At 55.9% G+C, this 24,070-nt stretch carries 26 protein-coding genes; 3 read left to right on the top strand and 23 right to left on the bottom strand.

Features of this window, described 5'->3' with window-relative positions; genetic code table 11:
* Window positions 1-90 precede the first annotated feature (90 nt).
* Window positions 91-717 (bottom strand): DUF6639 family protein, encoded by a 627-nt coding sequence (locus tag QPL94_RS12960; RefSeq protein WP_285357803.1) that lies wholly within the window; start codon window positions 715-717, stop codon window positions 91-93.
* A 170-nt stretch (window positions 718-887) separates the two neighbouring features.
* Between QPL94_RS12960 and QPL94_RS12955 the strand changes: the two genes are divergently transcribed.
* On the top strand, window positions 888-1,262 hold the full coding sequence (locus tag QPL94_RS12955; RefSeq protein ID WP_285357802.1) for a c-type cytochrome: 375 nt from the start codon (window positions 888-890) through the stop codon (window positions 1,260-1,262).
* 87 nt (window positions 1,263-1,349) lie between these two features.
* On the opposite strand, the gene QPL94_RS12950 is transcribed toward QPL94_RS12955, so the two are convergent.
* The 12 genes from QPL94_RS12950 to soxC all read right to left on the bottom strand — a co-directional run bounded on the left by QPL94_RS12950 (window position 1,350) and on the right by soxC (window position 10,411).
* Window positions 1,350-2,285, bottom strand: a complete 936-nt coding sequence (locus QPL94_RS12950; protein WP_285357801.1) for an MBL fold metallo-hydrolase — start codon at window positions 2,283-2,285, stop codon at window positions 1,350-1,352.
* Window positions 2,286-2,328: 43 nt separating this feature from the next.
* Window positions 2,329-3,087 carry a thiol:disulfide interchange protein DsbG gene (gene dsbG / locus QPL94_RS12945; RefSeq protein WP_285357800.1) on the bottom strand — a complete coding sequence of 253 codons (759 nt, stop codon included), beginning with the start codon at window positions 3,085-3,087 and terminating at the stop codon, window positions 2,329-2,331.
* A gap of 32 nt (window positions 3,088-3,119) precedes the next feature.
* Window positions 3,120-3,635: a GlcG/HbpS family heme-binding protein gene (locus QPL94_RS12940; RefSeq protein WP_285357799.1), complete on the bottom strand. Its 516-nt coding sequence runs from the start codon at window positions 3,633-3,635 to the stop codon at window positions 3,120-3,122.
* Window positions 3,636-3,663: 28 nt separating this feature from the next.
* Window positions 3,664-4,125, bottom strand: a complete 462-nt coding sequence (locus QPL94_RS12935; RefSeq protein ID WP_285357798.1) for a DsrE family protein — start codon at window positions 4,123-4,125, stop codon at window positions 3,664-3,666.
* 3 nt (window positions 4,126-4,128) lie between these two features.
* A complete protein-coding gene (gene soxB, locus QPL94_RS12930) occupies window positions 4,129-5,886 on the bottom strand; it encodes a thiosulfohydrolase SoxB (protein WP_285357797.1) in 1,758 nt (585 codons plus the stop codon).
* 88 nt (window positions 5,887-5,974) lie between these two features.
* Entirely contained in the window at window positions 5,975-6,280 is a 306-nt protein-coding gene (locus QPL94_RS12925) for a hypothetical protein (RefSeq protein ID WP_285357796.1), read from the bottom strand.
* Between the two features lie 25 nt (window positions 6,281-6,305).
* The gene (soxA, locus tag QPL94_RS12920; RefSeq protein WP_285357795.1) at window positions 6,306-7,145 is read right to left on the bottom strand and encodes a sulfur oxidation c-type cytochrome SoxA; all 840 of its coding nucleotides are present in this window, start codon (window positions 7,143-7,145) and stop codon (window positions 6,306-6,308) included.
* Between the two features lie 51 nt (window positions 7,146-7,196).
* Window positions 7,197-7,508, bottom strand: a complete 312-nt coding sequence (gene soxZ / locus QPL94_RS12915; RefSeq protein ID WP_285357794.1) for a thiosulfate oxidation carrier complex protein SoxZ — start codon at window positions 7,506-7,508, stop codon at window positions 7,197-7,199.
* Between the two features lie 25 nt (window positions 7,509-7,533).
* Entirely contained in the window at window positions 7,534-8,022 is a 489-nt protein-coding gene (gene soxY, locus QPL94_RS12910) for a thiosulfate oxidation carrier protein SoxY (RefSeq protein ID WP_285357793.1), read from the bottom strand.
* A 19-nt stretch (window positions 8,023-8,041) separates the two neighbouring features.
* Complete coding sequence (gene soxX, locus QPL94_RS12905) at window positions 8,042-8,419, bottom strand: sulfur oxidation c-type cytochrome SoxX (RefSeq protein WP_285357792.1); 378 nt, start codon at window positions 8,417-8,419, stop codon at window positions 8,042-8,044.
* Entirely contained in the window at window positions 8,419-9,096 is a 678-nt protein-coding gene (locus QPL94_RS12900) for a c-type cytochrome (protein ID WP_285357791.1), read from the bottom strand. The genes soxX and QPL94_RS12900 overlap by 1 nt, the downstream gene beginning before the upstream one ends.
* Entirely contained in the window at window positions 9,080-10,411 is a 1,332-nt protein-coding gene (soxC, locus tag QPL94_RS12895) for a sulfite dehydrogenase (protein ID WP_285357789.1), read from the bottom strand. Before soxC ends, QPL94_RS12900 begins: the two co-directional genes overlap by 17 nt.
* A 259-nt stretch (window positions 10,412-10,670) precedes the next feature.
* Here soxC and QPL94_RS12890 point away from each other — a divergent pair, with 259 nt between their 5' ends.
* Entirely contained in the window at window positions 10,671-11,678 is a 1,008-nt protein-coding gene (locus tag QPL94_RS12890) for an MBL fold metallo-hydrolase (RefSeq protein ID WP_285357788.1), read from the top strand.
* Between the two features lie 22 nt (window positions 11,679-11,700).
* Here QPL94_RS12890 and QPL94_RS12885 read toward each other — a convergent pair whose 3' ends face one another.
* From QPL94_RS12885 to QPL94_RS12865, 5 genes are all read right to left on the bottom strand, one after another.
* Complete coding sequence (locus QPL94_RS12885) at window positions 11,701-12,393, bottom strand: RES family NAD+ phosphorylase (protein WP_285357787.1); 693 nt, start codon at window positions 12,391-12,393, stop codon at window positions 11,701-11,703.
* Window positions 12,390-12,791: an antitoxin Xre-like helix-turn-helix domain-containing protein gene (locus QPL94_RS12880; protein WP_137434438.1), complete on the bottom strand. Its 402-nt coding sequence runs from the start codon at window positions 12,789-12,791 to the stop codon at window positions 12,390-12,392. The genes QPL94_RS12885 and QPL94_RS12880 overlap by 4 nt, the downstream gene beginning before the upstream one ends.
* A gap of 99 nt (window positions 12,792-12,890) precedes the next feature.
* Window positions 12,891-13,481, bottom strand: coding sequence for an ATP-dependent zinc protease family protein (locus QPL94_RS12875; protein ID WP_285357785.1), 591 nt, complete (start codon window positions 13,479-13,481; stop codon window positions 12,891-12,893).
* Entirely contained in the window at window positions 13,481-14,056 is a 576-nt protein-coding gene (locus QPL94_RS12870; protein ID WP_285357784.1) for an acyl carrier protein phosphodiesterase, read from the bottom strand. Before QPL94_RS12870 ends, QPL94_RS12875 begins: the two co-directional genes overlap by 1 nt.
* 69 nt (window positions 14,057-14,125) lie before the next feature.
* Window positions 14,126-14,671, bottom strand: coding sequence for a porin family protein (locus tag QPL94_RS12865; RefSeq protein ID WP_285357783.1), 546 nt, complete (start codon window positions 14,669-14,671; stop codon window positions 14,126-14,128).
* A 254-nt stretch (window positions 14,672-14,925) separates the two neighbouring features.
* Between QPL94_RS12865 and QPL94_RS12860 the strand changes: the two genes are divergently transcribed.
* Window positions 14,926-16,341, top strand: coding sequence for a TrkH family potassium uptake protein (locus tag QPL94_RS12860; protein ID WP_285357782.1), 1,416 nt, complete (start codon window positions 14,926-14,928; stop codon window positions 16,339-16,341).
* Between the two features lie 3 nt (window positions 16,342-16,344).
* Here QPL94_RS12860 and glgP read toward each other — a convergent pair whose 3' ends face one another.
* The 5 genes from glgP to glgC form a co-directional block, all read right to left on the bottom strand.
* On the bottom strand, window positions 16,345-18,873 hold the full coding sequence (gene glgP / locus QPL94_RS12855) for an alpha-glucan family phosphorylase (RefSeq protein WP_285357781.1): 2,529 nt from the start codon (window positions 18,871-18,873) through the stop codon (window positions 16,345-16,347).
* Between the two features lie 73 nt (window positions 18,874-18,946).
* Window positions 18,947-19,306: a PilZ domain-containing protein gene (locus QPL94_RS12850; RefSeq protein ID WP_285357779.1), complete on the bottom strand. Its 360-nt coding sequence runs from the start codon at window positions 19,304-19,306 to the stop codon at window positions 18,947-18,949.
* Between the two features lie 108 nt (window positions 19,307-19,414).
* The gene (malQ, locus tag QPL94_RS12845; RefSeq protein WP_285357777.1) at window positions 19,415-20,902 is read right to left on the bottom strand and encodes a 4-alpha-glucanotransferase; all 1,488 of its coding nucleotides are present in this window, start codon (window positions 20,900-20,902) and stop codon (window positions 19,415-19,417) included.
* Complete coding sequence (locus QPL94_RS12840) at window positions 20,899-22,626, bottom strand: glycoside hydrolase family 57 protein (RefSeq protein ID WP_285357775.1); 1,728 nt, start codon at window positions 22,624-22,626, stop codon at window positions 20,899-20,901. The genes malQ and QPL94_RS12840 overlap by 4 nt, the downstream gene beginning before the upstream one ends.
* Window positions 22,616-23,881 (bottom strand): glucose-1-phosphate adenylyltransferase, encoded by a 1,266-nt coding sequence (glgC, locus tag QPL94_RS12835; RefSeq protein ID WP_285357773.1) that lies wholly within the window; start codon window positions 23,879-23,881, stop codon window positions 22,616-22,618. The genes QPL94_RS12840 and glgC overlap by 11 nt, the downstream gene beginning before the upstream one ends.
* Between the last annotated feature and the right edge of the window lie 189 nt (window positions 23,882-24,070).

Genomic DNA, 24,070 nt, shown 5'->3' with positions numbered 1-24,070 from the left:
AGGGCGAAGGCTATCTGCTCTTCGGTGTAACGGGATCGCTTCATGGCATGATCTCCTGCTCAGGGCTCTATCATGCCGGATTTTCCAGTTTTAAATGGACCTAAATTCCGGTGTAGGGTCATGAGCAACATAGTGCAGGTAGGCTTTCACCGCAAAGATTTCCGGGGAGAGCTGCAGAAAAACCCGACTGATCTGTCTTTCATGCTGGAAAGCCGGATTATCGAATGCGGCCAATAACTGCTGCCGAATCGCCTCGGGAAGAGTTGCGAGTTGTACTACATAGGCGATGTATTCATGTGCCTCGAGCGAAGGTTTCGACACCTGGAAGTTGGCTTGTGCAACCGCATGAGCTACCTCGTGGGCCACGAAGCTCTGCCACATCGTATGGCTCATACTCATCCGGAATGGCGGACGGCGTTGCGCCATCATTTGCGCCTGGGGGAAGCTGGGAACCTCAATCTGAAAGCTCCTGGAATCGTAGGTGCCCTTCACTTCCGTGCCATGCAGGCTCAGGGGGCGATCGACCAGATCGATGGTAAACTCAGTATCGACGCGGAAGCCCTGGCGCCGCATAAATGTCAGTGTTTTACCAACCGCCTGGCACGCCAATTCGCCCTCATCCGCTCGTTCGCTAAACACGGTGACGCCCGGCACAGGGCACGCAACTCTCATGCTGGAGTAGCCCGGGACATTTACCAGCCACAGCAGGGCAATCAACAGCAACTGTCTGCTTATTAACCAACCCCTCTTATGTTCAACCCCGGTAGCTTGGTGCAAATGATCTCCTTTCCGATTTTTCTAGAATGGCCATGCTTCTTAGTCTAAATTGATTAAAGAGGTGGCAGTATTGGTCTAAACCATTGGCAGTAATCTCGAACGATAAATTTATGATCGAACGAAAGGAAGCCAATATGAAACGGACAATCTTATCAACCGCGCTTGCGGGCTGCCTCTGCCTTGGTTCTGCAGCAGCAATGGCAGATTCCCACGGTAAAACAACTATGCAACTGGCGGAAGAAAAACAGTGTATGGCTTGTCACACCACCAGTGACGAAGTACCTCGGTCGCCGTCTTTCCAGAGCATCGCCCAGAAATATACAAAGAACGATGCAGACAAACTTGTTCAGGTCGTTCTGACAGGTGGCGAGGATCACTGGGGTTCAGCAAAGATGCCTGAAATGGACGCTCGTGCTGAAGTCAGTGAGAAGGAGGCAAGAAAGCTGGTGAACTGGATTCTGGATATGCGTTCAGAAACAGAGTGAACCTCCCGTAAACTCGTAACTTAATCAGGCCGGTGGCAATTGAATTGCCCCCGGCCTGTACTTCCACTCGGCAGGTTCGACTGAACATCAGAAATATTCAAATTCCAGATCCTGATAGACACGCCCTGCATTCTTACCAGCAAGCTCCTCGAAGGTATCCAGGTAGGACCACTGGGACTGGTCTATGTTATAGGCATCGTCCAGTCCACCCCCCTGCTCCAGAATTTCCTTAACGGCGTTCCGCAGGAACACCAGATAACCACGGGTTTCTTTGGTAACCACATCCATGGTGGTCGGCTTACCGTGCCCCGGGATCACAATCTCCGGGTCCAGCTTAGCTGTCATCTTGTCGAACGACTCGACCCATGAGCCAGTATCGGTATCCTCGAAAACAGCGAGCAAACGCTGGTGGAAACCAAGATCTCCGGTAATCAGCAATTTTTCCTCGGGCACCCAGAGTGCCAGGTCGCCCGGTGCATGCCCCGGACCGAAATAGTGCACCTCGATATTGACGTCCCCCATAGCCAGGTCGTATCGCTCCTCAAACCCGATATCGGGCACAGCAACGTAAGTACCTTCGGCTTTATCCTTGTTCCTGCGCTGCATGGACGCCAGCTTGGTGTCACCCTGATGTTCGAATTCCCGGATCGCCTCGTTCTGGGCGATGATCGGTACGCCCTGGTCCCGCCAGTAACTGTTGCCCAGCATGGAATGTCCCTGGGCGTTTTCATTCACCACGTACTTGACGTCTTTGTCGGTGATGCTGCGAATCGAATTGTGAAACGACTTCGCCAGCAGGTAGTTGTCACCGCCATTAAACACCACCACACCCTCCTCCGTGATGATGAAACTGAGATTGTTGTTATGACCGTGATTTTCGTAAGTGCCCGGAGCGGTCGCCCCTATTGCCGAGTAGACCCGATCCGATACCTTGGTGAGTTCCAGTCGGTCCGGAATGTCGCTGCTAGCAGCAACAAATCCCGGCAGTATCAGTAAAGCCAGAAACAGCCCACGAAAGCCCATTGTTATTCTCCTTCTTTCGAACACACTGGAACGAATGTCCAGGCTAATCCGGGGCTCTGAAAACCGCCTCGGATAATGCCGAGTCATCAGGCAGCCCAACGATCTTGCGTATTTCCCCATCCGGGTCTTTATAGAAGACCGATGGCGTGACTGCTATCGCCAGGCTCTCCATCAAGCGGTTGTTGCTCTGAATCTGCTTGCGCAGACCCTGCGGTACATTTTCATCGGACTCCAGCCAGTCTTTGGGAAATTGGCTGTCATGGAAATCAAGTCTGCCAAGTGGGTCCTCTGCACCCAGAACGCTGGCCGCCTTGGCCAGGCTGGAGGGCTGAATGATGCCGACCATGATATGGCGTAGCTCGATGCCCCGCTCCAGATAAGGCCGGGCCTTTTCGCGGAACGTCACACAGTAGCCGCAATTGGGGTCGAAGAAGACATAGACAATACGCTTGGCGTCACTGGGGCCTTCGGAGACCCAGGCCGCATCTGCGAGTTTTTGCCAGGCTCCGGCCAAATCCGGCTGGGGCAGCCAGTTTCTGATGTGTTCGGCGCTGAGATCCTGGCCGAAGCCGTCGACCATCCTGCCTACGACGAGGTGCTCGCCGTCCGGCAGGAGGTAAAGGGACACCGGTTGTCCATTCCTGCGGCCGACAAAGCCTTTTACACCCCCCGGAGCCTCAAAGCTGGCTTCCACCTTGAGACCTTCATCAACGAGTACCTGGACCGCATCCGGATACGCCGCTAAAGCTATGGACGGAAGCAGGAATAACGGGCATAGGGCTTTGATTGGTGCACGCAACATATTGATCACCATTCCTTTTCAATACAGGAGGATCAAAAAGACGCCATCTCGAGGTCCATTTCCACGGCGGCAACGCCTGCCAGAGCGCAGTTTTCATCAGTCTCGCCGGAAGGTGCGCCACTGACGCCAACACCACCGATGGTTTCACCGCTTGCCTGGATGGGCACTCCTCCGGCCGAGAGCAGTACCTTCTCGACCTTGCCGACAGAAAACGGGCCGGTAAAGCGGTCTTCCAGGGCCGAGGTCGGGCTGGTAAACGTCATGGCGGTGTAGGCCTTCCGGTAGCTGACTTCCAGGGACAAATCCATGGCAAGTACGTCCCGCAATACCACCTGGGGATGCCCGCCCCGGTCCACTACCGTGACCGAGACCTGCACGCCCTGCTCCCGGCAGGTGTCGATTGCCGTTTTCGCGATGGTCAGGGCGGTATCCATGGAGAGTTTCTTGATCTGGACCATCACCGGCTGGTCGCTGTCCTGCGCGGAGACAATACCGGTGACGGCAAGGGCTGAGACAAACATTAAGGATTTTGACAGCTTGGTCTTCATGGCACGCTTCCTTTTCAGGGCCAGACGATCATGGGCGAACGAGAACATAGCCTTTCTCGACCTCGTCCAGAATATGGGCAACCCCCACATCGACCGGGATGCTTTCAGGATGGAGAACCGGCCGATTCCCGGTGTCTCTCTCGATGGTATTAATGGTGTTCATGCACACGGTGAACCGGACGCCCTGGGCCATAAGGCTGGTGATTTTTTCCCGCCGGCTGTTGTCTGCATACATCAGGCGTACCCCCGGCCCGAACGTGGTTATCTCGATATCGATCGTGTCCGGGCCATAGTACTCAAGCAGGTTGGCAGCAACGCTGAGCACCTTGTTCTGCTTTTCAGGCTCACCATCACTCAGTTGAAGGAGCAGGAATTTCTCGGCAAATGGCTTGCTCTCGCTCATCGGCTCAGCATGAAGGGTGCCCGCCGCGACAAGGACCGCCAGGCCCAGCAGCACTGTTATGGATCCGCCAACGAAATGTCTGCTCATCACTTATCCTGCGTAGTCTTCAATCCCCGGATTGCCAGCGACATTCTTGAGGGTCGGTGTGTTGAACTTGTCGATCCTGACGGTCTTCTCCGACCTCAGGTAGTCAGCAACCACGTCCCAGATTGGCCGGCCGGGCGCCCGAGAATTTACGGTGGCCCAACCAGCGACCTTGTACGTTTTGCTGGCCTCTATCCGCTCGCCGTTATCCAGGCGCATATCCGAGATCCGGCCGTTCATGCTGGCTGTCGGATCACAGGTGTAATCCATGCCACCGACACGCACCATGTCACCGCCCTGCTGGTAGTAAGGATCCTTGTTGAACAGGTTGTCAGCCACGTCCTCCATGATCAGTTTCAGGTCGGCACCCGACATTTCCCGGACATAGGTTTCCGGATAGGTGATGGCCGTGGCGTTCATGACATCGTCCATGGTGATGGCGTCACCCGGCAGAACACTCGTCCCCCAACGAAATCCCGGTGACAGGGAAATCTGGGCATCAAGAACCTTTCTCTGGGCATCACAGATCACCTGGTCCATGGTGCCGTTGAAGTTGCCACGGCGATAAAGCAGGTCGTCAGCGATGGCGAGTTTTTCGCCCAGCTTGTCCATGTACGGCGCCCGTACATCCTGGATGAAGCTGGCCATGTCCGCATCGGGTGTGATCAGGTCGGAAAAGACCGGCAACAGCTTGTATTCATAGCCCCGGACACCGTTATTCCCGATATCCAGGTCCAGTACGGCAACATATTTACCGTTGGTACCGGCATTGCCTACCAGGGTGGTGCCGCCCGGATTTTTCACTTCCGTGGGCTGCGGCACGGCATCATGGGTGTGGCCGCCCAGGATGGCGTCGATGCCGGTTACACGGCTTGCCATTTTGAGGTCCACGTCCATGCCATTGTGGGAAAGGACCACGACCGCGTTTACCTTTTCGTTTTCACGAATCTCATTCACCAGCGCCTGCATCTCGCCTTCCCGGATTCCCATGCGCCAGTCAGGAATGAAATAGGACGGATTGGCAATCGGTGTATATGGGAACGCCTGGCCGATGATCGCAACGCGCTTTCCACCAAGCTCGCGGATGGTATAAGGCTTGAAGACCCTTCCGCTGGCTTCGTCGTAGGACTCAGCCCCCATGAACATGGCTTCATCGGACAGGAAAACGTTCTGGGCCAGGAATTCTCCCTTGAAGGCACTGAGATTCTTGCGAATCTGCTCTTCGGGATAGGTGAATTCCCAGTGTGCCGTCAGGATATCAATGCCAAGGCGATTACTGGCCTCTACCATATCTTCGCCGTTGGTCCAGTATGCGGTACCGGAGCCCTGCCAGAGATCGCCGCCGTCCAGCAGCAGCGAGTTACCGGCTCCAGCCTGCTCTCTCAGTTGATCAATAAGAGTCTTGAGATGGGCGAAACCGCCCAGCTTGCCGTACTCCTCGGCTGCCTCGGTGTAATCGAGATAGGTGAACGCGTGGGAGCGTCGGGTATCGGTTGGAATTCCGAAATGATCCAGGAAGTGACTTCCGACCAGGTGCGGCACCCTGCCCTTGCTGGGACCAATTCCCAGATTGACGTTGGGTTCACGGAAACGCACCGGTAACAGTTGGGCGTGAATATCGGTCAGATGAAGCAGTCGAACATTGCCGAATTTCGGTGCGTCGTACAGTCCCTCGCCGCCTTTGGCCAAAGCAAGTTTCGGAACGAGCCCGGCAACAGCGGCCGCTTGCATTGCCATCAGGAAGTCTCTGCGGGAAATTGTCACTGCACTCTCCTTTGTTGTCGTTATCGGAGCTAGCCGGCTGCCCCGGTTCCGTGCCGGAAACAAAGCCGGTCTTGTCAGGCCTACAGGGTCAGTTACCTATGGCGGCGCTGCGCCAGACCTCCTGTTGCTTTTTGCGCTGTGCGACGGACTCTTCGGCAAGCTTCAAGGCCTCGTTGGCCATGGCTTTAGCTTGCTCATGCTCGCCGTTGTCGGCGGCGGACTTTGCTGCCTTCAGCCGGTCCGAAGTGACAGTCCACTGGAAAGTACCGGCGTCCCGATGAGTGCTTTGGGCCCTGGAATAGACCTCATCGAAGTCTTCTTCGGGGCCGGCCTGGGCGGCCATCGGCACAGACAACGCAAGCGGGATGCCAATTGTCAGTAAAAGCCTGTTCATTGCGATTCTCCCTTTACATTGCTGACTAAGGCCGGGTTGCCGGTCCGACCACGGGCAGACCATTGCTCATGTAGGTCAGGAAATACTCGAGATTGCGGTATTCCTCGCTTTGTGCCGGCAACGGCTCCGCGCGTACGTTGTTGTTACATCCGGCGAAACGGCGATGCAGCGTACCAAGCTCGCCCCACTTGGACCGGTGTACCGGAAAGTTTGCCGGTTGCCCCACGGTCGGCGACAGCAGGTCTGCCCTGATCCATTTTCCCGGATTCTGGACATGGCAGCTGGCGCAGGAGAAGTTCAGCTGGCCACGGCGGCTGTAATAGAATTCCTTGCCGTCCTGGTAGGCAGCCATCGCATCGGGGTCATCCGGAACCTTGATATTGATGGGTTTGCCCTGGGAGGTGGACGCCATGTAAGCGGAAATCGATGCGATCGCCCCTTTCTTCCATCCCAGGGGTTTCTCGCCATTGGCTTCGCGGCAGCGATTGATGGCGAGCTCAAGGGTGATGACTTCATTCTTCCCGGAGTCGAAGTACGGATAGTTCTGACGAATTCCGATGCCACCATTATCAAAACAGCTGGCGTAGGTCTTGCCATTGGCAAATGGCGTCTCGAACATCTCCTGACCTTCAGCAACGGCAAACTCATAGGGCGGAAAATCCTGCATGGATTCCCACTGGCTGCGGCGGTCTTCGTCCAGTGCGTACTGGCCATTGACGAATTCTTCGATCGCGACGTCCGGGAACATCTGCTTGAAGTATTCAACGGTTTCTTTCCGGTCTTCCTCCGGCGTCGAGCCCGCCAGTGCCTGTGGCACTACCAGCGCCGCCCCGAGAGCGACCAGAATGATTTTCGCTTTAAGCATGTCCAATCCTCCTGTTCGGCGATTCAGGGCGTACCTGTGCGCCGACAATCTTCAGCCGATCGTTGCGGTGGTGGAATCGCTTTCGCCCTCGTTATCGACCCAGCTGATGGTGACCTCGTCGCCCTTTTTTCCGCCCTTGAATCGAAACTCCAGGAACGGATCCTTGGACACTGCCGGCCCCCAGTTGGCAACAAATACATTTTTGCCTTTATGGGAAATGGTCAGAACCTTGATGAAGTGGGCCGGAATGACATTACCTTCCGAATCCTTAACAAACCCTGAATCCATCGGGTGTCGAACCAGGGCTTTCAGTGATGTGACACCACTACTTTCTACTGCACGAACTCTGATACTGGACGCCATTGTTGTTCTCCTGTCCGGTTAGCTGTCAGCCGCCGCAGCCGCCAACGGTCACTTTCACGTTCTGGGAGGCCTTGTAAGCCTTGCCGTCAGAAATCACCACGGCCACCACATCCGTCGTCTCCGCCATCTTCAGGCGATTCGACACGAACGGCAGTGCACCCTCCTGAATATCGAAATAGGCTGCCAGGGCGTTGGGGTTCTTCGCTACCAGCAACGCCATGCCGGTCACGTTCGGAAGTGTGGTTTCGACAGTCACCGGCACCACCGCGCCGTTCTGCGCAATGGTCGGTAAATCCAGGGTGATCTGATCGGATTCACTCGCTTCCATGCCGTACAGTTCAGCAATGGTTTCATCCACCCCCGGCGTACTGAACGCCTTCTCCGGCCAGCCGGACGCATCGGGGGCGGCAGCCGCCTCGACTCTCAATGGCACGATGCCGGAACCCAGCGCAAAGCCGGCAACCCCTATGCCCAGCATCCCCTTCAAAAAGCCTCTTCGCCTTTGGTCAGTCACGGTAACTCCTCCTCAGCATTTAGAGCGTGTACAGGTAATCAATGATCCGGTTTATTTCTTGTTTACTCAGGATCATGTGTCGTCCGAATGGCGGCATTACCGTCATCGGGTTGAACTGGGTTTCGTCCCAGACGCGTTTGAACAGCAGTTCCCGGTCAGGAAAGCGGGATTTCATGTCTGCCAGCTCCGGGCCTATGTTGCCGGTCAACTTGCCGTCATCCATCTGGTGACAGGCCAGGCAGTTACCATCGGTCCGGCTGAAAGCAAGTTCCTTCCCCCGGTTAATGTCAGCCTGGGTCGGTTCGGCAAACACCGGTGCAGTGGTACTCAGTGCGAGTGTGGTCAAGCACGCGGAAATTAACGCTTTTCGCATCACGCCTTCCTCCTGGTCAGCCATTATTCTATGAGCCCCTCGTCGAGGGGGCCGGTGGTGCTTGGTGTGAGGTTCTTGCCTTCCGCCGAGTCGGACACCGCCACCTCGTCTTTGCAATCCTTCATGCAGCGCTCGTTGTTCACGACCGGCCGCGGATCATCCCAGATAAAGCCATCGCGATTGGGCATCTCTACCTTCGGGAGCGTCTCTTTATTGGCAACAAAGTCCCCGTCCACGATGTAATTGAGATTCAGGACATAGGCGGTCAGCGCATAAACCTGGTCATCTGACATCGATTGGGGGGCAAAGAACGGCATCGCTCTGTGGATGTAGTCCCAGAGCGTCGAGGCGTACGGCCAGTAACTTCCCACCGTCTTTTCCGGACGGTCTTCGGCGAGGCTGCCGTCGCCGCCTGCAAGCTTGGGATAGCGCCCCATGCCTTCTCCGAAGGCACCATGACAAGAGGCACAATGGGTTTCGTAAACGGCCATGCCTTCATCGACGGTACCGCTGCCCTCGGGCAGTCCGGTGCCATCAGGGCGGATATCGATGTCCCAGGCGGCGATCTGTTCATCGGTTGGGGATTCCCCGTACCCGTAGTACCCGGCCTGCTCTGCAGAACCGGCAACGGGCGTTGCAGCCAGAAGGATGCCGAAACAGGTACTGGCAAGCAGGCGTGGTGTTTTATGAAAGCTGAACATTGACCACACCCCCGTCGCCGTTGACTTTCCAGGTCTGGATCGAATTCTTGTGATAGATCGAGTTGGTGCCGCGAGCCTGCCTGAGCTGGCCCAGTGTCGGTTGCACATACCCGGTTTCATCAATGACCCGGGATTGCAGCAGTGCCGGATTGCCATCCCACTTCCACTCAAGCGAAAACCGGGTCAGCGATTTGGACATAACCGGCTCCCGCAATTGGGCTTGCTGCCAGTTCTGGCCACCATCAACCGAAACATCCACAGCTTTCACCTTGCCGCGGCCGCTCCATGCCAGCCCTTCAATCTGGTGAATGCCCTTGCCACGCAGGGGCATTTCGGGGCACGGCGAGGTGATGACCGACTTGGCTTCCATTACCCAGGTAAAGCCATGGGCCGTGCCATCAGGCATCAGATCCGTATACTTGGACGTTTCCTCGCGCTGCATCCAGGGCTTGTCGCCCACTTCCAGCCGGCGCAGCCATTTCACATGGGTATTACCTTCCCAGCCCGGGACCACCAGACGGATCGGGTAGCCCTGCTCGCGGCGCAGGGCCTCACCGTTCTGGGCATAAGCCACGATGACATCATCCAGGGCTTTCTCGAGTGGAATACTCCGGGTCATGGCGGCTCCGTCTGCGCCCTCTGCCAGCACCCACTTGCCTTCCGTTTTGATGCCGACGTCCTGCAGCAGTGTGGACAGCCGAACACCGGTCCATTCGGCACAGCTCACCATGCCGTGGAGGAACTGGAGGGAGTTGAGCTGGGCGCCACGCCATTCCATGCCGCCGTTGGCCGGACACTCGATAAAGTTGATCTGGGAAACACTGGGGAACCGTTGCAGATCGTCCATGGAGAGAATGATCGGTCGTTCCACCAGGCCATGAATCATCAATCGGTGTTGCTGAGGATCGATTTCCGGTCGGCCGGCATGATGGCGCTCGAAGAAAAGACCATTCGGAGTGATGATGCCTTTCAGGTGCTGGAGTGGGGAAAAACTGATTGACGAGACTTTGTCGGCGGTCAGCCAGGGTACGTTCCGGCGGATGACCTCCTTTTCGAACGGAGACGGCACACCATACGGATCGGCAACCACACCTGGCCCGAGAGTTCGGGTCCAGGATGGAATCTCTGGCGGATACTGCGTCGCTGCCAGGGCCTTCGGAGCGATGCCTGCAAGGGCACCTCCAACCATGGCACCACCGGCAGTAAACAGGCCATTCCTGAGAAAGCGTCTGCGTTCTGCTGAGGGTAAGCGTTCTGACTCTTCCAGGGCTAGTCTGGATACATCCCGGTCGAGTCGGCGGAGTTTGCCGAACATATTATTTTCTCCTCCTTCGATACCCTCTGGGGGCAGTCGGCCGACACTTCAGTATGGAACTGACGAACGGTCTTGTTGTTTCTGTTATAAGGATATAACTTTTGTTATAGACCCCTCGCGATCAGGTTACAAGTGGTTTTTGAATACGGATTCATTAGACCTTCGTGGGTATAACCGGCTTTTGGATACTGTTATTACAGCGTGAAACATGGCCAATACAGGCACTTATAGGTCGCAAAAAATTGAAGGAGAATCCGAAATGTATGCTGCAAAAAGAATTAAAATATTTGTCAGTTCCGCCGGTACGGCTGCCGCAATGCTGATCGGTTCAGGAACGCTGGCTGCCGAATCCACGCCGGAATATCCGCCACTCACGATTCCATTTGAGGCAGAGCCCGTGAGCGTGGACAACGTTTTCTATTTTTCAGGCCATCCCGGGGTGCCGGGAGAGCAGAACGAAGGTTTTACGGCCAATGCCGGATTCGTAATCACCGAAAAGGGCGTGGTGGTGTTCGATGCCCTGGGAACGCCAAGCCTTGGTGCAGCAATAGTCGATAAAATACGCGAAATTACGGAATTACCCATTACTCATGTGGTGATCAGCCATTATCATGCGGATCACGTGTACGGGCTCCAGGCGTTCAGGGAACTGACGGAAGCAGAGGTCATCGCTCAGGAAGCATCCAGTGTTTATGTCAACAGCCCGGATGCCGGCCAGCGCCTCGAACAACGTCGGCAGGCGCTCTCTCCCTGGGTAGACGATAGCACCAGGTTAGTTGCCCCCGATGTCACTTTTAAGGAGGAAACGGTGCTGGAATCCGGTAGTTACCGGTTCCGTGCCGTGCATGCAGGGCCCGCCCACTCTCCGGATGACAGCCTGATGATGGTTGAGCCTGCCGGTGTTCTTTTTTCCGGTGATATTATCCAGAATGACCGGGTTCCATACCTAGCCAGCTCCGAGGTGGACACCGGTAACTGGATGAACGCCATTGATAAGGTCAGGGAACTGAATCCCCGAATCCTGATACCCGGCCACGGCAAGGCATCCGAAGACGCCATGGAGGCTCTCAACTTCACCTATGACTATCTGGCGTATGTCCGGGGCCGCATGGGGGCTGCAGTCGAGGAGTGGATCGAATTCGAGGATGCCTATGAGCGGACGGACTGGACCCGCTATGAGAACCTGCCGGCATTCGATGCGTCCAACAAGGCCAACGCCTATCGCGTTTATCTTGAAATGGAAAAAGCCGCACTGGGAGGCGGCTAGATCAGGGGTAATGGCAGTAATCTCATGCCCGGGTGAATTTGTTCACTGAACTGATTTCCTCGCCGTTCCATATAAATTCATAGTGCGCACTCTGGATGACGCTGCGAACGTGTCTGGGCGTGAACAGTCCCCAGCAGGTTGCACCGGGCTTCCTGACTGAGTGATATTGCAGCCCTTCGGAACCTGCCTGGTAAAGTTTGCGCCCGAAACTCCGTGAAGCAGTGTAACTGTTGGCGTCGTAGATAGGATCTTCAAAGGAGATCGTCGTGGCATCGTGGAGCTCCGTCTGCGCTACCTTGCATTTCAGCCCCCGGAAAACCAGTCGGTCGTAGTCCAGGCCATGAACGCCCTGCCAGTAGCGCGACTGGTGATAGGCAACTTCGGCAATGGCGGTATCAATGCTGTCACCCATGTACAAAACTCCGTACTGGCCATCACTGAAGCGGCTACCTTCTGGGTTGACATGGGTAAACGGGCCGGTGGCGTAAGAGCACCCGGGGATCCCGAAAGGTATGTCTTCTTTTCGCACCAGGTTGAGGTTTCCCAGCTCTGTCTGTAAACGGGGATTGGTCATCGCCTGGAGTTCATACAGGGCCTCGAATTCGTCCTCATCGGCCACATCGTCAAACAGGCTGATGGGTGGGAATTTGGAGTTGATCAGGCGATACCCGGTCACAGCGTCCAGTCTGATGAGGGGCGGCGACTCCTGGCTCACCAGAGGCCTCCGCGCAGAACGTCGATACGTTTGAAGGTTTCATAGAGCGCTGAGAACTGGCCGGTGCTGATAACCTCCAGCGGGCTTTTGCCATTGAAATACGGATTATCATTTTTCAGGCCCATAAAGCCGTAAACGTTCTTCGGATTCTCGAAGATCATCCGCAGAGACCCGTGAATGTTCACCAGGTAGCTCAGACGCTCGATCTGGTCGTGGGTCAGGTTGGCCTGCGCTGGGTTCTTACGGTACTTGTAGTATGCCGGTCGTGATATCTGCAGAATTTTCTGAACCTGCTCCGGCGTGCAGCCCCAGCGATCCAGAATCGTGAACACGGTTTTCAGGCCAACGCCGGGGGCTCTGCTTTTCTCAACGGGTTCGAGCTTCTGTGCATTTGTCATAGTTGATACCACCCAATTACGTTTCTTCAGCCTGTTCAGGATGGTATCAGTGTATACTAATAGTGCCAATATGACTACATGGAGACTGCAAAGGCCGGCTCAGTCTACGTGTTTGTCGGCCAGTTCAGCCAGCGTCTTGTGTTCACACTCTTTTTCCGCGAGGAAAGCATCTGACGAATCGATCAGGATATTGTCATCACTCATGAATCGACGCCCCAAAAGTGCAGGATAGGAAAACTTGCCGCGGTCTGTAAGCGAAAACTCGGTGCTGTGCGTTGTGCCGGCAATGCAGAACTCCATATTGACCACGTAACGGCGCTGGGATGGCGCGCCCTTGCGTTTGATTTTCACGGTACGTTCTACAGGCAGGCTGAATTCAAGAATAACCTCCTCCAGATTGGCTCCGTCCGCATCTTCCTGATCCTGATGATCAGCCAGCGGCAACTGGAAACTCACCCATTCTTCATTGTCTTTTTCGAAGGGTTCTACATTAATGGCATGCAGGGATGACGTTTTTGCTCCAGTGTCCAGGCGAGCTTTCAGGCGTAGGCCGGTTTCTTCCAGTACCACCCACTCTACAAACCCGAGTCGTTCAGGGACGCTGCTTTCTTCATTATGAGCATCAGCCAGGAGTGTTGCAGGGCTCAGGAGCAGCGCTGCGGCGATAAACGTCACGGACTTTGCCAGCATTATGGGTCCTCTTTGGCGAAGTGTCTTAGTTCGGGAAAAAATCGCAAAAAACGGCGCTCCAATTCTTCGTCGTGTTCCTCGATTTCTTCAATAATTCCGCTGAACGCGTTTCTGAACCGGATACGACCGGCCACGCGGTCCAGAGCGTATCCGATATTTTCAAGATCCCTATAAGAGTGGAACCAGTCGTGACGCACAATCTGCCGTGTCACCCGTTGCATGGGTTCCGGCATCAATGAGGAATTGGCATCAAGCTCCCGGTATACCTGGTCAATAAAGGTATCAGATTCCACATGGCTGAAGAGTTTCCAGTTTCTTAACAGATAGTGATCGTAAAGAATATCCAGTGCGACACCGGCAAAACGGCGCCGTTGCGTGGAGAAAAGCCGTTTGCTGGCGAGGACTTCCGGGTGGCCATCGGTGAAAGCGTCCACCGCACGGTGATGGTACAGCCCTTCCCTGACCTCGGCCGGCAGCTCCGTGGCAACGACGCCCCGGGCAAAATCTCCGAGCAGGCTTCCAACACGAGCCTGGGGGCTGTCAGGGGCGAGAAAAAGATGGGCGAGATGATTCAAATGGGCTCCTGGAATTCTGGCTGCAAACAGGCAGCTGCCGCCAGAAAACCAGGCCGGGAATTAACCGAATCAGAAGCTGAAGGTTACCCCGAGACCAAGGCCGTCAACGGTAGCGCCATCTTTGTCATAGTAACGCATGTATTCCAGGTTGCCAGCCACTTCCGGGGTGATGTCGACATTGACACCGGCACCGTACGAGAAGTCGGTTTCGTCTTCGGTTGTTGTTCCCAAAACTGACTGTGCTTCCAGTTCAACACGGGTGAAGCCGAATACCAGATAGGGTGTCGCCGGGGATTCGTTCGCCAGGTTAAGAGTAGCGTAACCCCCGAAAAAGTTGTCCAGTGAGTAATCAACGCCACTATGGCGATCGTCATCAACACCGAAGCCGGCACGGGCTTCCAGGCCGAAGAATGGCGATACCAGTCCTCCTACCTTGGCAGAAAGCGCGCCAACGTCCAGTTCGTCACGGCCGTTTTCAATGTCGATAAAGCTGTAGTTCAGGCCGGCATACAGGCTGCCACCACCGGACTTGTACATGTCAGCGGTCGCAGTCTGGGAAACGGCCAGCGCCGAAACCGAGGCAAGGCCCAACATCAGTGCAATTGGCTTCTTCATGCTCAATACTCCTTTTGGGTTGTATAACCACACTCACTAACGAAAGTTGCACCAGCCAGACGCCAAACACCAGCCGGAGGGTCCCGATTTACGCGGAATTTACAGTGATTTAATTAACCGGTAAGGCCCTGACACTTCGGGGGTTCTGCCTTGCGAAAGCGCTATGCCGCCTGTATTCTGTCGCGATCTCTTTGTTCAGCCGGCTTGAGCATCCTTTGAGAAACCTGAACCCCGTAATCTTCATCATCAGCGTCATGTTTATACTTCTGAGTATTTTCATGGTGTTGCCCGTGCTTCTTCTGGCAAATTCTGAAGCGCCGAATGCGATGGCGTTTGCGGAATCTGCTTCTATCTGTTTCGGGGTCGGCCTGCTGGGGATACTGACGACTTACCGTCAGGCGCGGGATCTCAAGCCCCGCTACATGTTTGTGCTCACCGTTTCCAGCTGGTTCATCATCGCCCTGCTCTCGTCTATTCCTTTCTATCTCAGTGACCTGGGGCTGACACCAGCCGAGGCGGTATTTGAAGGCACCTCCGGCATAACGACCACTGGCGCAACCGTGCTCACCGGCCTCGACACCATGGACCAGGATCTCCTGCTGTGGCGTTCGATACTGCAGTGGATTGGTGGTATCGGAATTATCGGCATGTTCGTTGCCGTGATGCCGTTCTTGCGCGTAGGGGGCATGCGGTTGTTCGCAACAGAGTCGTCCGAATGGACAGACAAGGCTCTGCCTCGAATGAAAACACTCAGTCGCGGCCTGCTTTTTGTCTACGTCGGGTTTACGGTGATTGCCGTAACCACATACTCGTTCTCCGGAATGAGCCTTTTTGACGCCTTCAACCATGGCCTGACCAGCATAGCCACCGGGGGGTTCTCCACCTCGGATTTGTCCATGGGCAAGTTTGATTCAAACCTGATCCTGCTGCAGGCAACGCTGTTCATGATGATTGGCAGCCTGCCTTTTTTCCTGTTTGTACGCGAGTTGCACGGCCAGCATGGGGTGCTTTTTCGTGACCAACAGGTACGCCTGTTTCTGACCATTTTGCTGGTTATTCCTGCACTGCTAACCGTTTATCGCTGGTATGTGTCCCCTGCGGAATTTGATCTGATAAACGGCTACGTATCTACCCTGTTCAATGTGACTTCGGTGGTCACAACAACCGGCTATGCTTCCGAGGATTACTCCGCCTGGGGCCCCCTGGCTTTCGTTCTGTTCTTCTTCCTTATGTTTGTGGGCGGGTGTTCCGGATCTACGGCCGGCGGGATGAAGATTTTCCGGTTTCAGCTTTCGCTCATCGTATTGCGGGAACAGCTGATGCGGCTGCTGCACCCCAGGGCCGTATTCACCCGGAACTATAACGGCCGCGCAGTGAGTGATGAAATCATCTCCTCAATGATCGCTTACACATTCATTTTTTTGCTGTGCCTGCTCATTATTACGATCTCTCTGGCAGCGCTGCAGCTCGACTTCATCACCAGCCTGTCAGGAGCTCTGACGGTTCTCACTAACGTGGGGCCCGCCCTCGGTGGCACCATTGGCCCGGCCGGCACGTTCGCGCCACTGCCCGAAACTGCCAAATGGATTCTGTCTGTGGGTATGTTGATGGGGCGTCTGGAGATTCTCAGTGTGGTGATTGTGCTTTCACCGGCGTTCTGGCGCAGCTGATACTTATTTCAGCCACAGTACGGCGGAATTTTCCAGCGGCAGATTCAGGCGCTCATCCCTGACCCGCAGGCGCGGAGTGTAGTGCCCGTCAGGGCGTGACGGTACCCTGCACTCATACAGGTAACTGTGGGCTGATCCGGCGAGAGGGTGCTTCATGGCCATTTCGGTGACCATTCCCGGCCCATATGTGGAAGCCTCCGCCACTAGTTCCACGGTAACACGCTGCTCATCAACACCATCCAGATAGACTTCTACGGTGTAGGTCTGGCCGCCCTCCGACTCACTGGCATTGATGGCGCTGAACCTCAGTCTTGGCCAATGCCTGAGGATTTCCCGGTACTCGGACACGATGGCTGCCGCTGTTTCCGGGGTACGCTGCTTCCCCTGCTCCATCATCGGCAAATAGAACCCTTCAACATACTCGCGCACCATCCGGTTGGCCGAATAAGTCGCGGTCAGCTGGTCCATGCTGGCCCGGATTCGCTGCAACCATTGTCGGGGGATGCCCTCGTTGTCGACACCGTAGAAAGCGGGGATAACCTCAAGCTCCAGCAGATCAAAGAGTTCGTCGGCATCTGACAGATCGTGTTCGCCTGAGTTGCCAAGCTCCTCGAAGGTGGCTCCGGGGCGGATGGCCCAGCCAACATCGCTATTCCATGCCTCGGCCCACCAGCCATCGTACTGGGAAAGATTCAGCCCGCCGTTGACTAGCACCTTCATACCACTGGTGCCACAAGCCTCCCAGGGATGCCGCGGGCAGTTCAGCCATACGTCCACGCCCTGTATCAGTTGGCTGGCAACGCCAAGATCGTAGTCTTCGATAAAAACCACCTTGCCTTCCACATCCGGGCGGCGGGAAAACGCCTTCCATTGTCGGATCATGTCCTTGCCACGGTGGTCATAGGGGTGGGCCTTGCCTGCCAGCACAATCTGCAAGGGTCTGTCCCGGCTGGCCAGCAATCCCAGGAGCCTTTGCTGGTCTTTGAGCAGCAGGTCTGGCCGCTTGTATTCGGTGAATCGTCTGGCAAACCCCAGGGTCAGGGTTTCATTATCCAGTAACAGTCCGCAGGCCGATGCGTGATTATTGCCAGGGTTCTGCTCGCAATGCTGGCCCGCCAGACGACGTCGCAGGTAACGAACCAGACGGCTCCGCTGTAGGCGCCGCATTTGCCAAAGCTCCTCGTCCGACACGTCATTCATCGGGCATGAAAGCTGTAACGGGCGCCGCCACCGGTCTTTGCCGCACGCTCGTGTCCAGAGCGCATCGGCTTCCGGAGAATCCCAACTGGGCGTGTGGACACCGTTGGTGACGAATTCTGCCGGAATATCCTCGGCCGGCCACCGGGGAAAAAGCGATTGGAGGATGTTCTGAGAGACTTTCTGATGGATTCGGCTGACGCCGTTGACTCGCCCGCTCATGCTCAACGCCAGAAACGCCATATTCAGGCTGTGATCGCTGTTTTCAGTCCCGGGTGCTGCACTTGAAGTGCCAAGCTTTACCAGTTCTTCAACGGTGAGATCTCTGGTTTCGAGCCAGGGGCCCAGGTAAAGCCGAAGGAGAGATGCGGAAAAGTGGTCGAATCCAGAGGCCACTGAGGTGTGGGTAGTGAACAGATTGGTCGCCCTGGTGGCCGTGCGGGCGGTCTGAAAATCCGTGTTCTGCTGCTCCTGCCAGCTGAAGGCACGCTCAATCAGCGCCAGAGCGCAGTGGCCTTCGTTGAGATGACAAAGCGCAGGCTGAATATCCAGTTGCCTGAGCAGGCGCCACCCGCCGATCCCGAGTACCATCTCCTGCTGCAGGCGCTTTTCCGGATCACCGGTATAGAGCTCGCTGGTAATCCCCCGGTCCCCGGGTTCGTTTCGCGGGTCGTTACTGTCAAGCAGCAGCAACTGGCACCGGCCCACTTGCGCCTTCCAGGCCCGCAGCCGCACAGGTCTGCCCGGAAAGGGAACAACCACCCTCACCCACTGGCCGTCTTCGTCCCTCAGCGGCGAAACAGGAAGCATGGTGGGATCGTTGTACGGATAGAACTCCAGCTGCTCGCCATCGGTGCTGATGGCCTGGCGGAAATACCCCTGCTGATACAGCAATCCAACAGCGGTCACGGGTATGCCGAGATCACTGGCCGCTTTGAGATAGTCGCCGGCGAGAACGCCAAGCCCGCCACTATAAAGTGGAAGGGACTCACAGAGCCCGTATTCCATGCAGAAATAGGCAATCCCCTGATCGAGATCACCGGGGCAGTCGTCGGAATACCAGGTATTGGCGTGTACGAATTCGTGGTGGGCGTTAATCTGCTCTTCGTAGCGGTTCTGGAACGCCGGGTCCTCGGCCAACTCCTGCAGCCTGTCATCGGAAACACTGTTCAGTACCAGCCAGGCGTTGCGGGTGGCTTCCCAGGTTTCTTCGTCCAGAGCACACCACAGCTCGTCACTGCCGTGGTGCCAGGTCCACCGGAGATCCAGGGCGAGCGCAAACAGCCCGCTCAGGGATTCCGGCAAAGATCGCGGCGAGTAGGCTGCCAGAGGCATAAATGAGGCCCAATCAGGTCTGAGAGACTATCTTATCTTTCAGTCTGTCCATGGACCTCTTCTCCTTGATGTGTCAGTAGGCTTGCTGACGAACGGGAAAGTAGTTCACCGGCCTATGGTGTTTGTTCAACCATTGAATGAGTGACGATACGGTGAAGCTGTCGTTTTCAACCCCCTCGAAATCGACACCGATGCCCTTGTCTGACTTGCGGACAACATGGGCCGTAAGCCGGCGAAACTGCTTTTCATGTTTGTCCGGAAAGCGGAATTCGAGCTCCAGAGTCTGGTTCAATTGAACGTCGGTGTAGTCTGTGGCAATGAAAAGCCCTCGTCTTGACGCATCCCGGATTTGACCGGTCGCCACGGGCATTCCACGTTTGTAAACCAGCAGGCCTAGCTTTCCATGTATGCGTTTACTGAGTCTGTGTTCCATGTTCCCCCCCGAGTGACTCATAAAGAACGCTGATTGTTGAAACTGCCTGTTACTTATAGCGGAGTATTGCTTACACCTATTTGATGTTGGTCAAAAAACGACCAGACTTCACGGCAAGCGGCGATGCCGCTGCACCAATTCACCAATTCTGTTTGACAGGCCCTGGCTGCAAAGTTTCCACTCCAGCTGCCATATCCAGTTGTTTACTACGGTTCCCGGTGTGTTGAATCTGGCCTCTGTTCCCAGCCCCAGAAAATCCTGCATGGGAACAATAGCCAGCGAGCAGACGGACCGGAAAGCGGCTTCTATCACCGGCCAGGGCATGTCGTCGCCCGAGACGCTCAGGTACGCATTAACGTAGCGCCGCGTGTGATCATCAAGGCTCTGGTACCAGCCAAGCGTGGTGTCATTATCGTGGGTTCCTGTGTAAACAAGATCCCGTGGGTGGTGATTGTGCAACAGGTGCGGGTTATCTGCGCTGCCGTCAAAGCCAAATTGCATGACCGTCATCCCCGGCAACTGGAACCGTTTACGCAGCTGTTCCACATCATCGCTGATAATGCCCAGGTTCTCGGCAACCAACGGCAAATCCGGAAAACGGTTGAAACAGGCTTGAAGGAAGTGTTCGGCCGGCCCGGGCACCCAGTATCCGAACCGCGGTTCCGGTGTCTTTGCCGGGATCTCCCAGTAGGCCTGTAGTCCACGGAAGTGATCGATGCGAATCAGATCGAACAGCTGGCGCTGGCTTTCAAGCCGCTGTAACCACCACCGGTAGCCTTCCAGGGCCATGGCTTCCCAGTTATAAAGTGGATTTCCCCAGTGCTGACCTTCGGGAGAGAAATAATCCGGGGGAACCCCGGCGATCACCGTGGGCTCGCCTCGGTCATCAAGCTTGAACAGGCGCCGGTTGGCCCAGACGTCGGCACTGTCGTGGGCCACGAAAATGGGGATGTCGCCAAACAGCAATACGCCTCTTCGTCGGGCATAGCCCCGCAGGGACTGCCATTGGTGGTGGAACAGAAACTGCTCGAAGCGGAGCCTGGCAAGCCGGGACTGGCTTTGGTCAATAAAGTCCTGCAGCGCGCCGACATCACGGTCTCTCAGGGGTTCCGGCCACTGAAGCCAGCTCTGAGACGACTGGACTTCGCGAATGCCACAAAAAAGGCAGAAATCGTCCAGCCAGTAACCATTGGTTTCGCGGAAACGTTGGTAGCCAGCCAGGTCAAACCCGTTGACCCCCTTCCCTTCATTGTTAAAGAAACGTTGTGCTGCCAGGACAAACAGCTGGTGCCGGGTAAGGGTAGCTGGCAGCACCAGTTCCTCCTCAGTCAGCAGGCCATCGTCCACAAGTTCAGACAGGTCAATAAAGTGCGGATTGCCAGCGTGGGCACTGAGGGACTGGTAGGGAGAGAGATCCGGGTGCGTTGGCCCGATAGGCAGTGTTTGCCAGATGCTCAGGCCGCTGTCCGCGAGAAAATCGACAAAGGTGCGGGCGCTTGCACCGAGCACGCCCCAGGCACCTGGCAGACAGGTCGGGTGTAACAAAACGCCGGCCCGGCGGGTACTGAATAGATCCTCGGTGCTGCTGGAAGTCATGCCGGTTTATCCGCTTCGTGCCCGGGCCGCATGGCCCCGCCGCGCGCCGGTTCTCCGCTGCCCTGGCTCAGCTGCTGGAATACGGACGGCGGTGCCGGAAAACCAATCATCTCGTAAAGGTTGACCAGATGCCGGCGGTACAGGTGCTCGAAATCGCTGACAATCTGGGCCGGGTTATAATCCCCGAACCACCAGAACCAGTCTGAGCCCTCGCAGATGGCCAGCTGTTTTCTCGCGGACTCTTTCTGCTCTGCATTGAGGCCACCGCTATCCATCACCCGGTCGTAATGGATCTTGGCCTCACAGAGCAGGTCCCAGGCGCGGTTTTTATCCGGGTCTCCAATCCAGGTGGAGAAGGTGCCGTAAATCCAGCTTCCGGCCACCAGGTGAGGCAAGCGGATCGGTTCGGATACCGTGTGCCCGATCAGATCGCTGTAGGTGGTCAGTTTCAGCTGCGGGTGGTGCGCAAGTACCCGGTACAACTCATTCAGAAAATGAAAGCCGTTCTCCGGGTAGTATTCCCAGGCGTTTTCGCCATCCATAATGACGGAGATAACCGGGCTGGAGTGGCCCCTGGCCTGCCGGGTGATGTTCTCCATGTGATGCACCAGGTCGCCAACCGCATCCTCGGCATGCCAGTCCGCGTAGTTAAAGCCGATCAGGTCAGACAGACCATCGTCCCGAAAGAACACCGTCACCGGGGATTCACCGAAGGCGTATGGCTGATGGATGCCCGTATCTGGCAGCTCGGGGTTCTGTTCCCTGGCCAGATTGAGGCTATTGTGGACCACGGAATCACCGCTGGCGGTCCAGCGGAAGTTGTATTCACCAAGCAGATCCAGGGTGGCTTGACTCAAGCCTCCTTCGGAAGCCCAGCAACCGTCGGGTTCAATGCCGAAAAATCGCTGGAAAACCGCTTTTGCCTGTTGCAGCTGCCAGCCAGTGCGTTCGCTTCCGCCAGGGTAATCTTTGTGAACGGGTAAGATGATCTCCGGCATTGCTTCCCGGGCCGATTCCAGTTCCAGCAGCAACGGCAGCATCGCGTGTGTATAGGGGCTCATGGAGAGCTCTACCTGTCCTTTTTCGGCCAGGCGGCGGTATCTTGGCCCAATGCCGGACAATACATCGAAAATCACATCCAGCAGGGCCCTGCGGTCGTCCATGGTGAAGTTATAGCCTTTCTCCTGAAGGCTCTGAATGCAATGGTTGTCACGGCGGATGGTTTCACCCATCCAGCCCAGGTGATACCAGACCAGCAGGTCCGACAGGAACCGGCCGGAGATGTACCTCTGCAATTCCGGTTTTTCCCGGTAGACATCGGCCAGCTCTGCCAGTTGCGTGAAAGCCGGGTAGCGCCCGATAATCCGGTCGGCATTGGCGCGCAGGCATTTCTCCATCAGTCCCAGAAAGGCGGGCGTACCTGGCTGCGGCAGTTCCTCTGCGACCAGAGCGGCCAACAGTGGGTCACCGATGCCCCCCGCACCATGGCGCCATCGCTCAATCTGAATCAGGTAGGTTTCGATCTGCTCAAGCAGGATCGGCGCAAAGTTGACCACTGCCCTTGCCTCAGGCTCATGTTCCAGGTGCGCAGCCATGTCGCTGTAATCCTTGATGGTGTGCAGGTACACCCAGGGAAACAGAAACTGACCTGTATGCATGTCCTGATAGGATGGCTGGTGCATGTGCCAGCACAGCACGACCGGAGTTCGGGTATCAGAGGCCATGGGGGTAATCCTGCCCGAGCATCTCGGGCGTGATCAGCACAATACCTTTTGGAGAAACGTGAAACCGCTTTCGGTCTTCTGCTTCATCGAAACCGATGCGTGTACCTTCCGGAATGCGGCAGCCACGATCAATCAGGGCATTACGGATGTGGCAGTGGCGACCAACGTCCACGTCCGGGTAGATTACCGAATCTAAGATATCACTGTAAGAATGCACTCTAACCTGTGAGAAAAGCAGAGAATGTTTCACAACGGCACCGGAAACAATGCAGCCGCCTGCGACCATCGAATCCACCGCCATTCCCCGGCGATTTTCGTCATCAAATATGAACTTGGCGGGAGGTAACTGTTCCTGGTAGGTCCATATCGGCCAGTGGGAATCGTAGAGATTCAGTTCGGGGCTGATGCCGATCAGTTCCAGATTGGCTTGCCAGAGCGCATCAATGGTACCTACATCCCGCCAGTAGGCAGGCTTGTTATGCACCGGGTCGCGGAATGGGAATGCCACCACCCGCAGACGCCTGATCACTGAGGGAATAATATCCTTACCAAAATCGTGGGAAGTGTCGCCGGCCATCTCGTGATCGCGCATCAGTTCATCGAACAGCACCTGGGTGCTGAACACATAGATACCCATCGAAGCCAGTGCCTTACCGGGTTGGCCGGGCATGGGTTTCGGGTTCTCCGGCTTTTCAATGAACTCGGTGATTCTGAGCTCGTCGTCTACGGACATGACTCCGAACGCCGAGGCCTCAGCAATAGGGACTTCAATACAGCCGACGGTGATATCGGCGTCGTTTTCGACATGGGCGGCCAGCATGGTGCCATAGTCCATCTTGTAGATATGGTCGCCAGCGAGAATCAGGACATATTCCGGCTTATGGCTGCGGATGATGTCGAGGTTTTGCAGAACCGCATCTGCGGTGCCCTCGTACCAGGAGGTTTCGATGCGCTGTTGTGCCGGTAACAGTTCAACAAATTCATCAAGCTCACCGCGAAGAAATCCCCAGCCCCGCTGAATGTGCCGAATCAGGGAATGAGATTTGTACTGGGTGACTACCCCGACCTGGCCGATGCCGGAATTGATGCAGTTCGAGAGTGGAAAATCGATGATCCGGAACTTGCCGCCAAAAGGGACTGCCGGCTTGGCACGCCACTTGGTGAGGTCGTGGAGACGTGAACCCCGACCTCCGGCAAGTACCAGCGCAAGAGTTTGACGAGTAAGACGACTGACGAAACGTTTGGCCGTATGCATAGCTGCTTCCCTGAAAAAAACCGCGCGCATGAGTTGCACTCGAAACGCAAGGCTCTGCCATGTATTTGACGCCTGTGATGATATTAGAACACTATCACGGAATTATGACGTAAAATTGCTGTGAGTCATTTTTAAAACAGGCTCTGTAACGTCCAATGGAGTTCCACCTGGTCAGGGGAAAGCAAGGTC

It is taken from the genome of Marinobacter sp. SS13-12 (assembly GCF_030227115.1).
In the GTDB taxonomy this organism is placed as follows: domain Bacteria; phylum Pseudomonadota; class Gammaproteobacteria; order Pseudomonadales; family Oleiphilaceae; genus Marinobacter.
Note: the sequence above shows the minus strand (reverse complement) of the source record. Positions and strands in the feature narration are given on the sequence as shown.

Bases quoted from the DNA above. Each gene is read 5' to 3' on its own strand.
- QPL94_RS12955 (WP_285357802.1), top strand. From the start codon at position 888: ATGATCGAACGAAAGGAAGCCAATATGAAACGGACAATCTTATCAACC.
- QPL94_RS12950 (WP_285357801.1), bottom strand. From the start codon at position 2,285: ATGGGCTTTCGTGGGCTGTTTCTGGCTTTACTGATACTGCCGGGATTT.
- dsbG (WP_285357800.1), bottom strand. From the start codon at position 3,087: ATGTTGCGTGCACCAATCAAAGCCCTATGCCCGTTATTCCTGCTTCCG.
- QPL94_RS12940 (WP_285357799.1), bottom strand. From the start codon at position 3,635: ATGAAGACCAAGCTGTCAAAATCCTTAATGTTTGTCTCAGCCCTTGCC.
- QPL94_RS12935 (WP_285357798.1), bottom strand. From the start codon at position 4,125: ATGAGCAGACATTTCGTTGGCGGATCCATAACAGTGCTGCTGGGCCTG.
- QPL94_RS12925 (WP_285357796.1), bottom strand. From the start codon at position 6,280: ATGAACAGGCTTTTACTGACAATTGGCATCCCGCTTGCGTTGTCTGTG.
- soxA (WP_285357795.1), bottom strand. From the start codon at position 7,145: ATGCTTAAAGCGAAAATCATTCTGGTCGCTCTCGGGGCGGCGCTGGTA.
- soxZ (WP_285357794.1), bottom strand. From the start codon at position 7,508: ATGGCGTCCAGTATCAGAGTTCGTGCAGTAGAAAGTAGTGGTGTCACA.
- soxX (WP_285357792.1), bottom strand. From the start codon at position 8,419: ATGGCTGACCAGGAGGAAGGCGTGATGCGAAAAGCGTTAATTTCCGCG.
- QPL94_RS12900 (WP_285357791.1), bottom strand. From the start codon at position 9,096: ATGTTCAGCTTTCATAAAACACCACGCCTGCTTGCCAGTACCTGTTTC.
- soxC (WP_285357789.1), bottom strand. From the start codon at position 10,411: ATGTTCGGCAAACTCCGCCGACTCGACCGGGATGTATCCAGACTAGCC.
- QPL94_RS12890 (WP_285357788.1), top strand. From the start codon at position 10,671: ATGTATGCTGCAAAAAGAATTAAAATATTTGTCAGTTCCGCCGGTACG.
- QPL94_RS12880 (WP_137434438.1), bottom strand. From the start codon at position 12,791: ATGACAAATGCACAGAAGCTCGAACCCGTTGAGAAAAGCAGAGCCCCC.
- QPL94_RS12875 (WP_285357785.1), bottom strand. From the start codon at position 13,481: ATGCTGGCAAAGTCCGTGACGTTTATCGCCGCAGCGCTGCTCCTGAGC.
- QPL94_RS12865 (WP_285357783.1), bottom strand. From the start codon at position 14,671: ATGAAGAAGCCAATTGCACTGATGTTGGGCCTTGCCTCGGTTTCGGCG.
- QPL94_RS12860 (WP_285357782.1), top strand. From the start codon at position 14,926: ATGTTTATACTTCTGAGTATTTTCATGGTGTTGCCCGTGCTTCTTCTG.
- glgP (WP_285357781.1), bottom strand. From the start codon at position 18,873: ATGCCTCTGGCAGCCTACTCGCCGCGATCTTTGCCGGAATCCCTGAGC.
- QPL94_RS12850 (WP_285357779.1), bottom strand. From the start codon at position 19,306: ATGGAACACAGACTCAGTAAACGCATACATGGAAAGCTAGGCCTGCTG.
- malQ (WP_285357777.1), bottom strand. From the start codon at position 20,902: ATGACTTCCAGCAGCACCGAGGATCTATTCAGTACCCGCCGGGCCGGC.
- QPL94_RS12840 (WP_285357775.1), bottom strand. From the start codon at position 22,626: ATGGCCTCTGATACCCGAACTCCGGTCGTGCTGTGCTGGCACATGCAC.
- glgC (WP_285357773.1), bottom strand. From the start codon at position 23,881: ATGCATACGGCCAAACGTTTCGTCAGTCGTCTTACTCGTCAAACTCTT.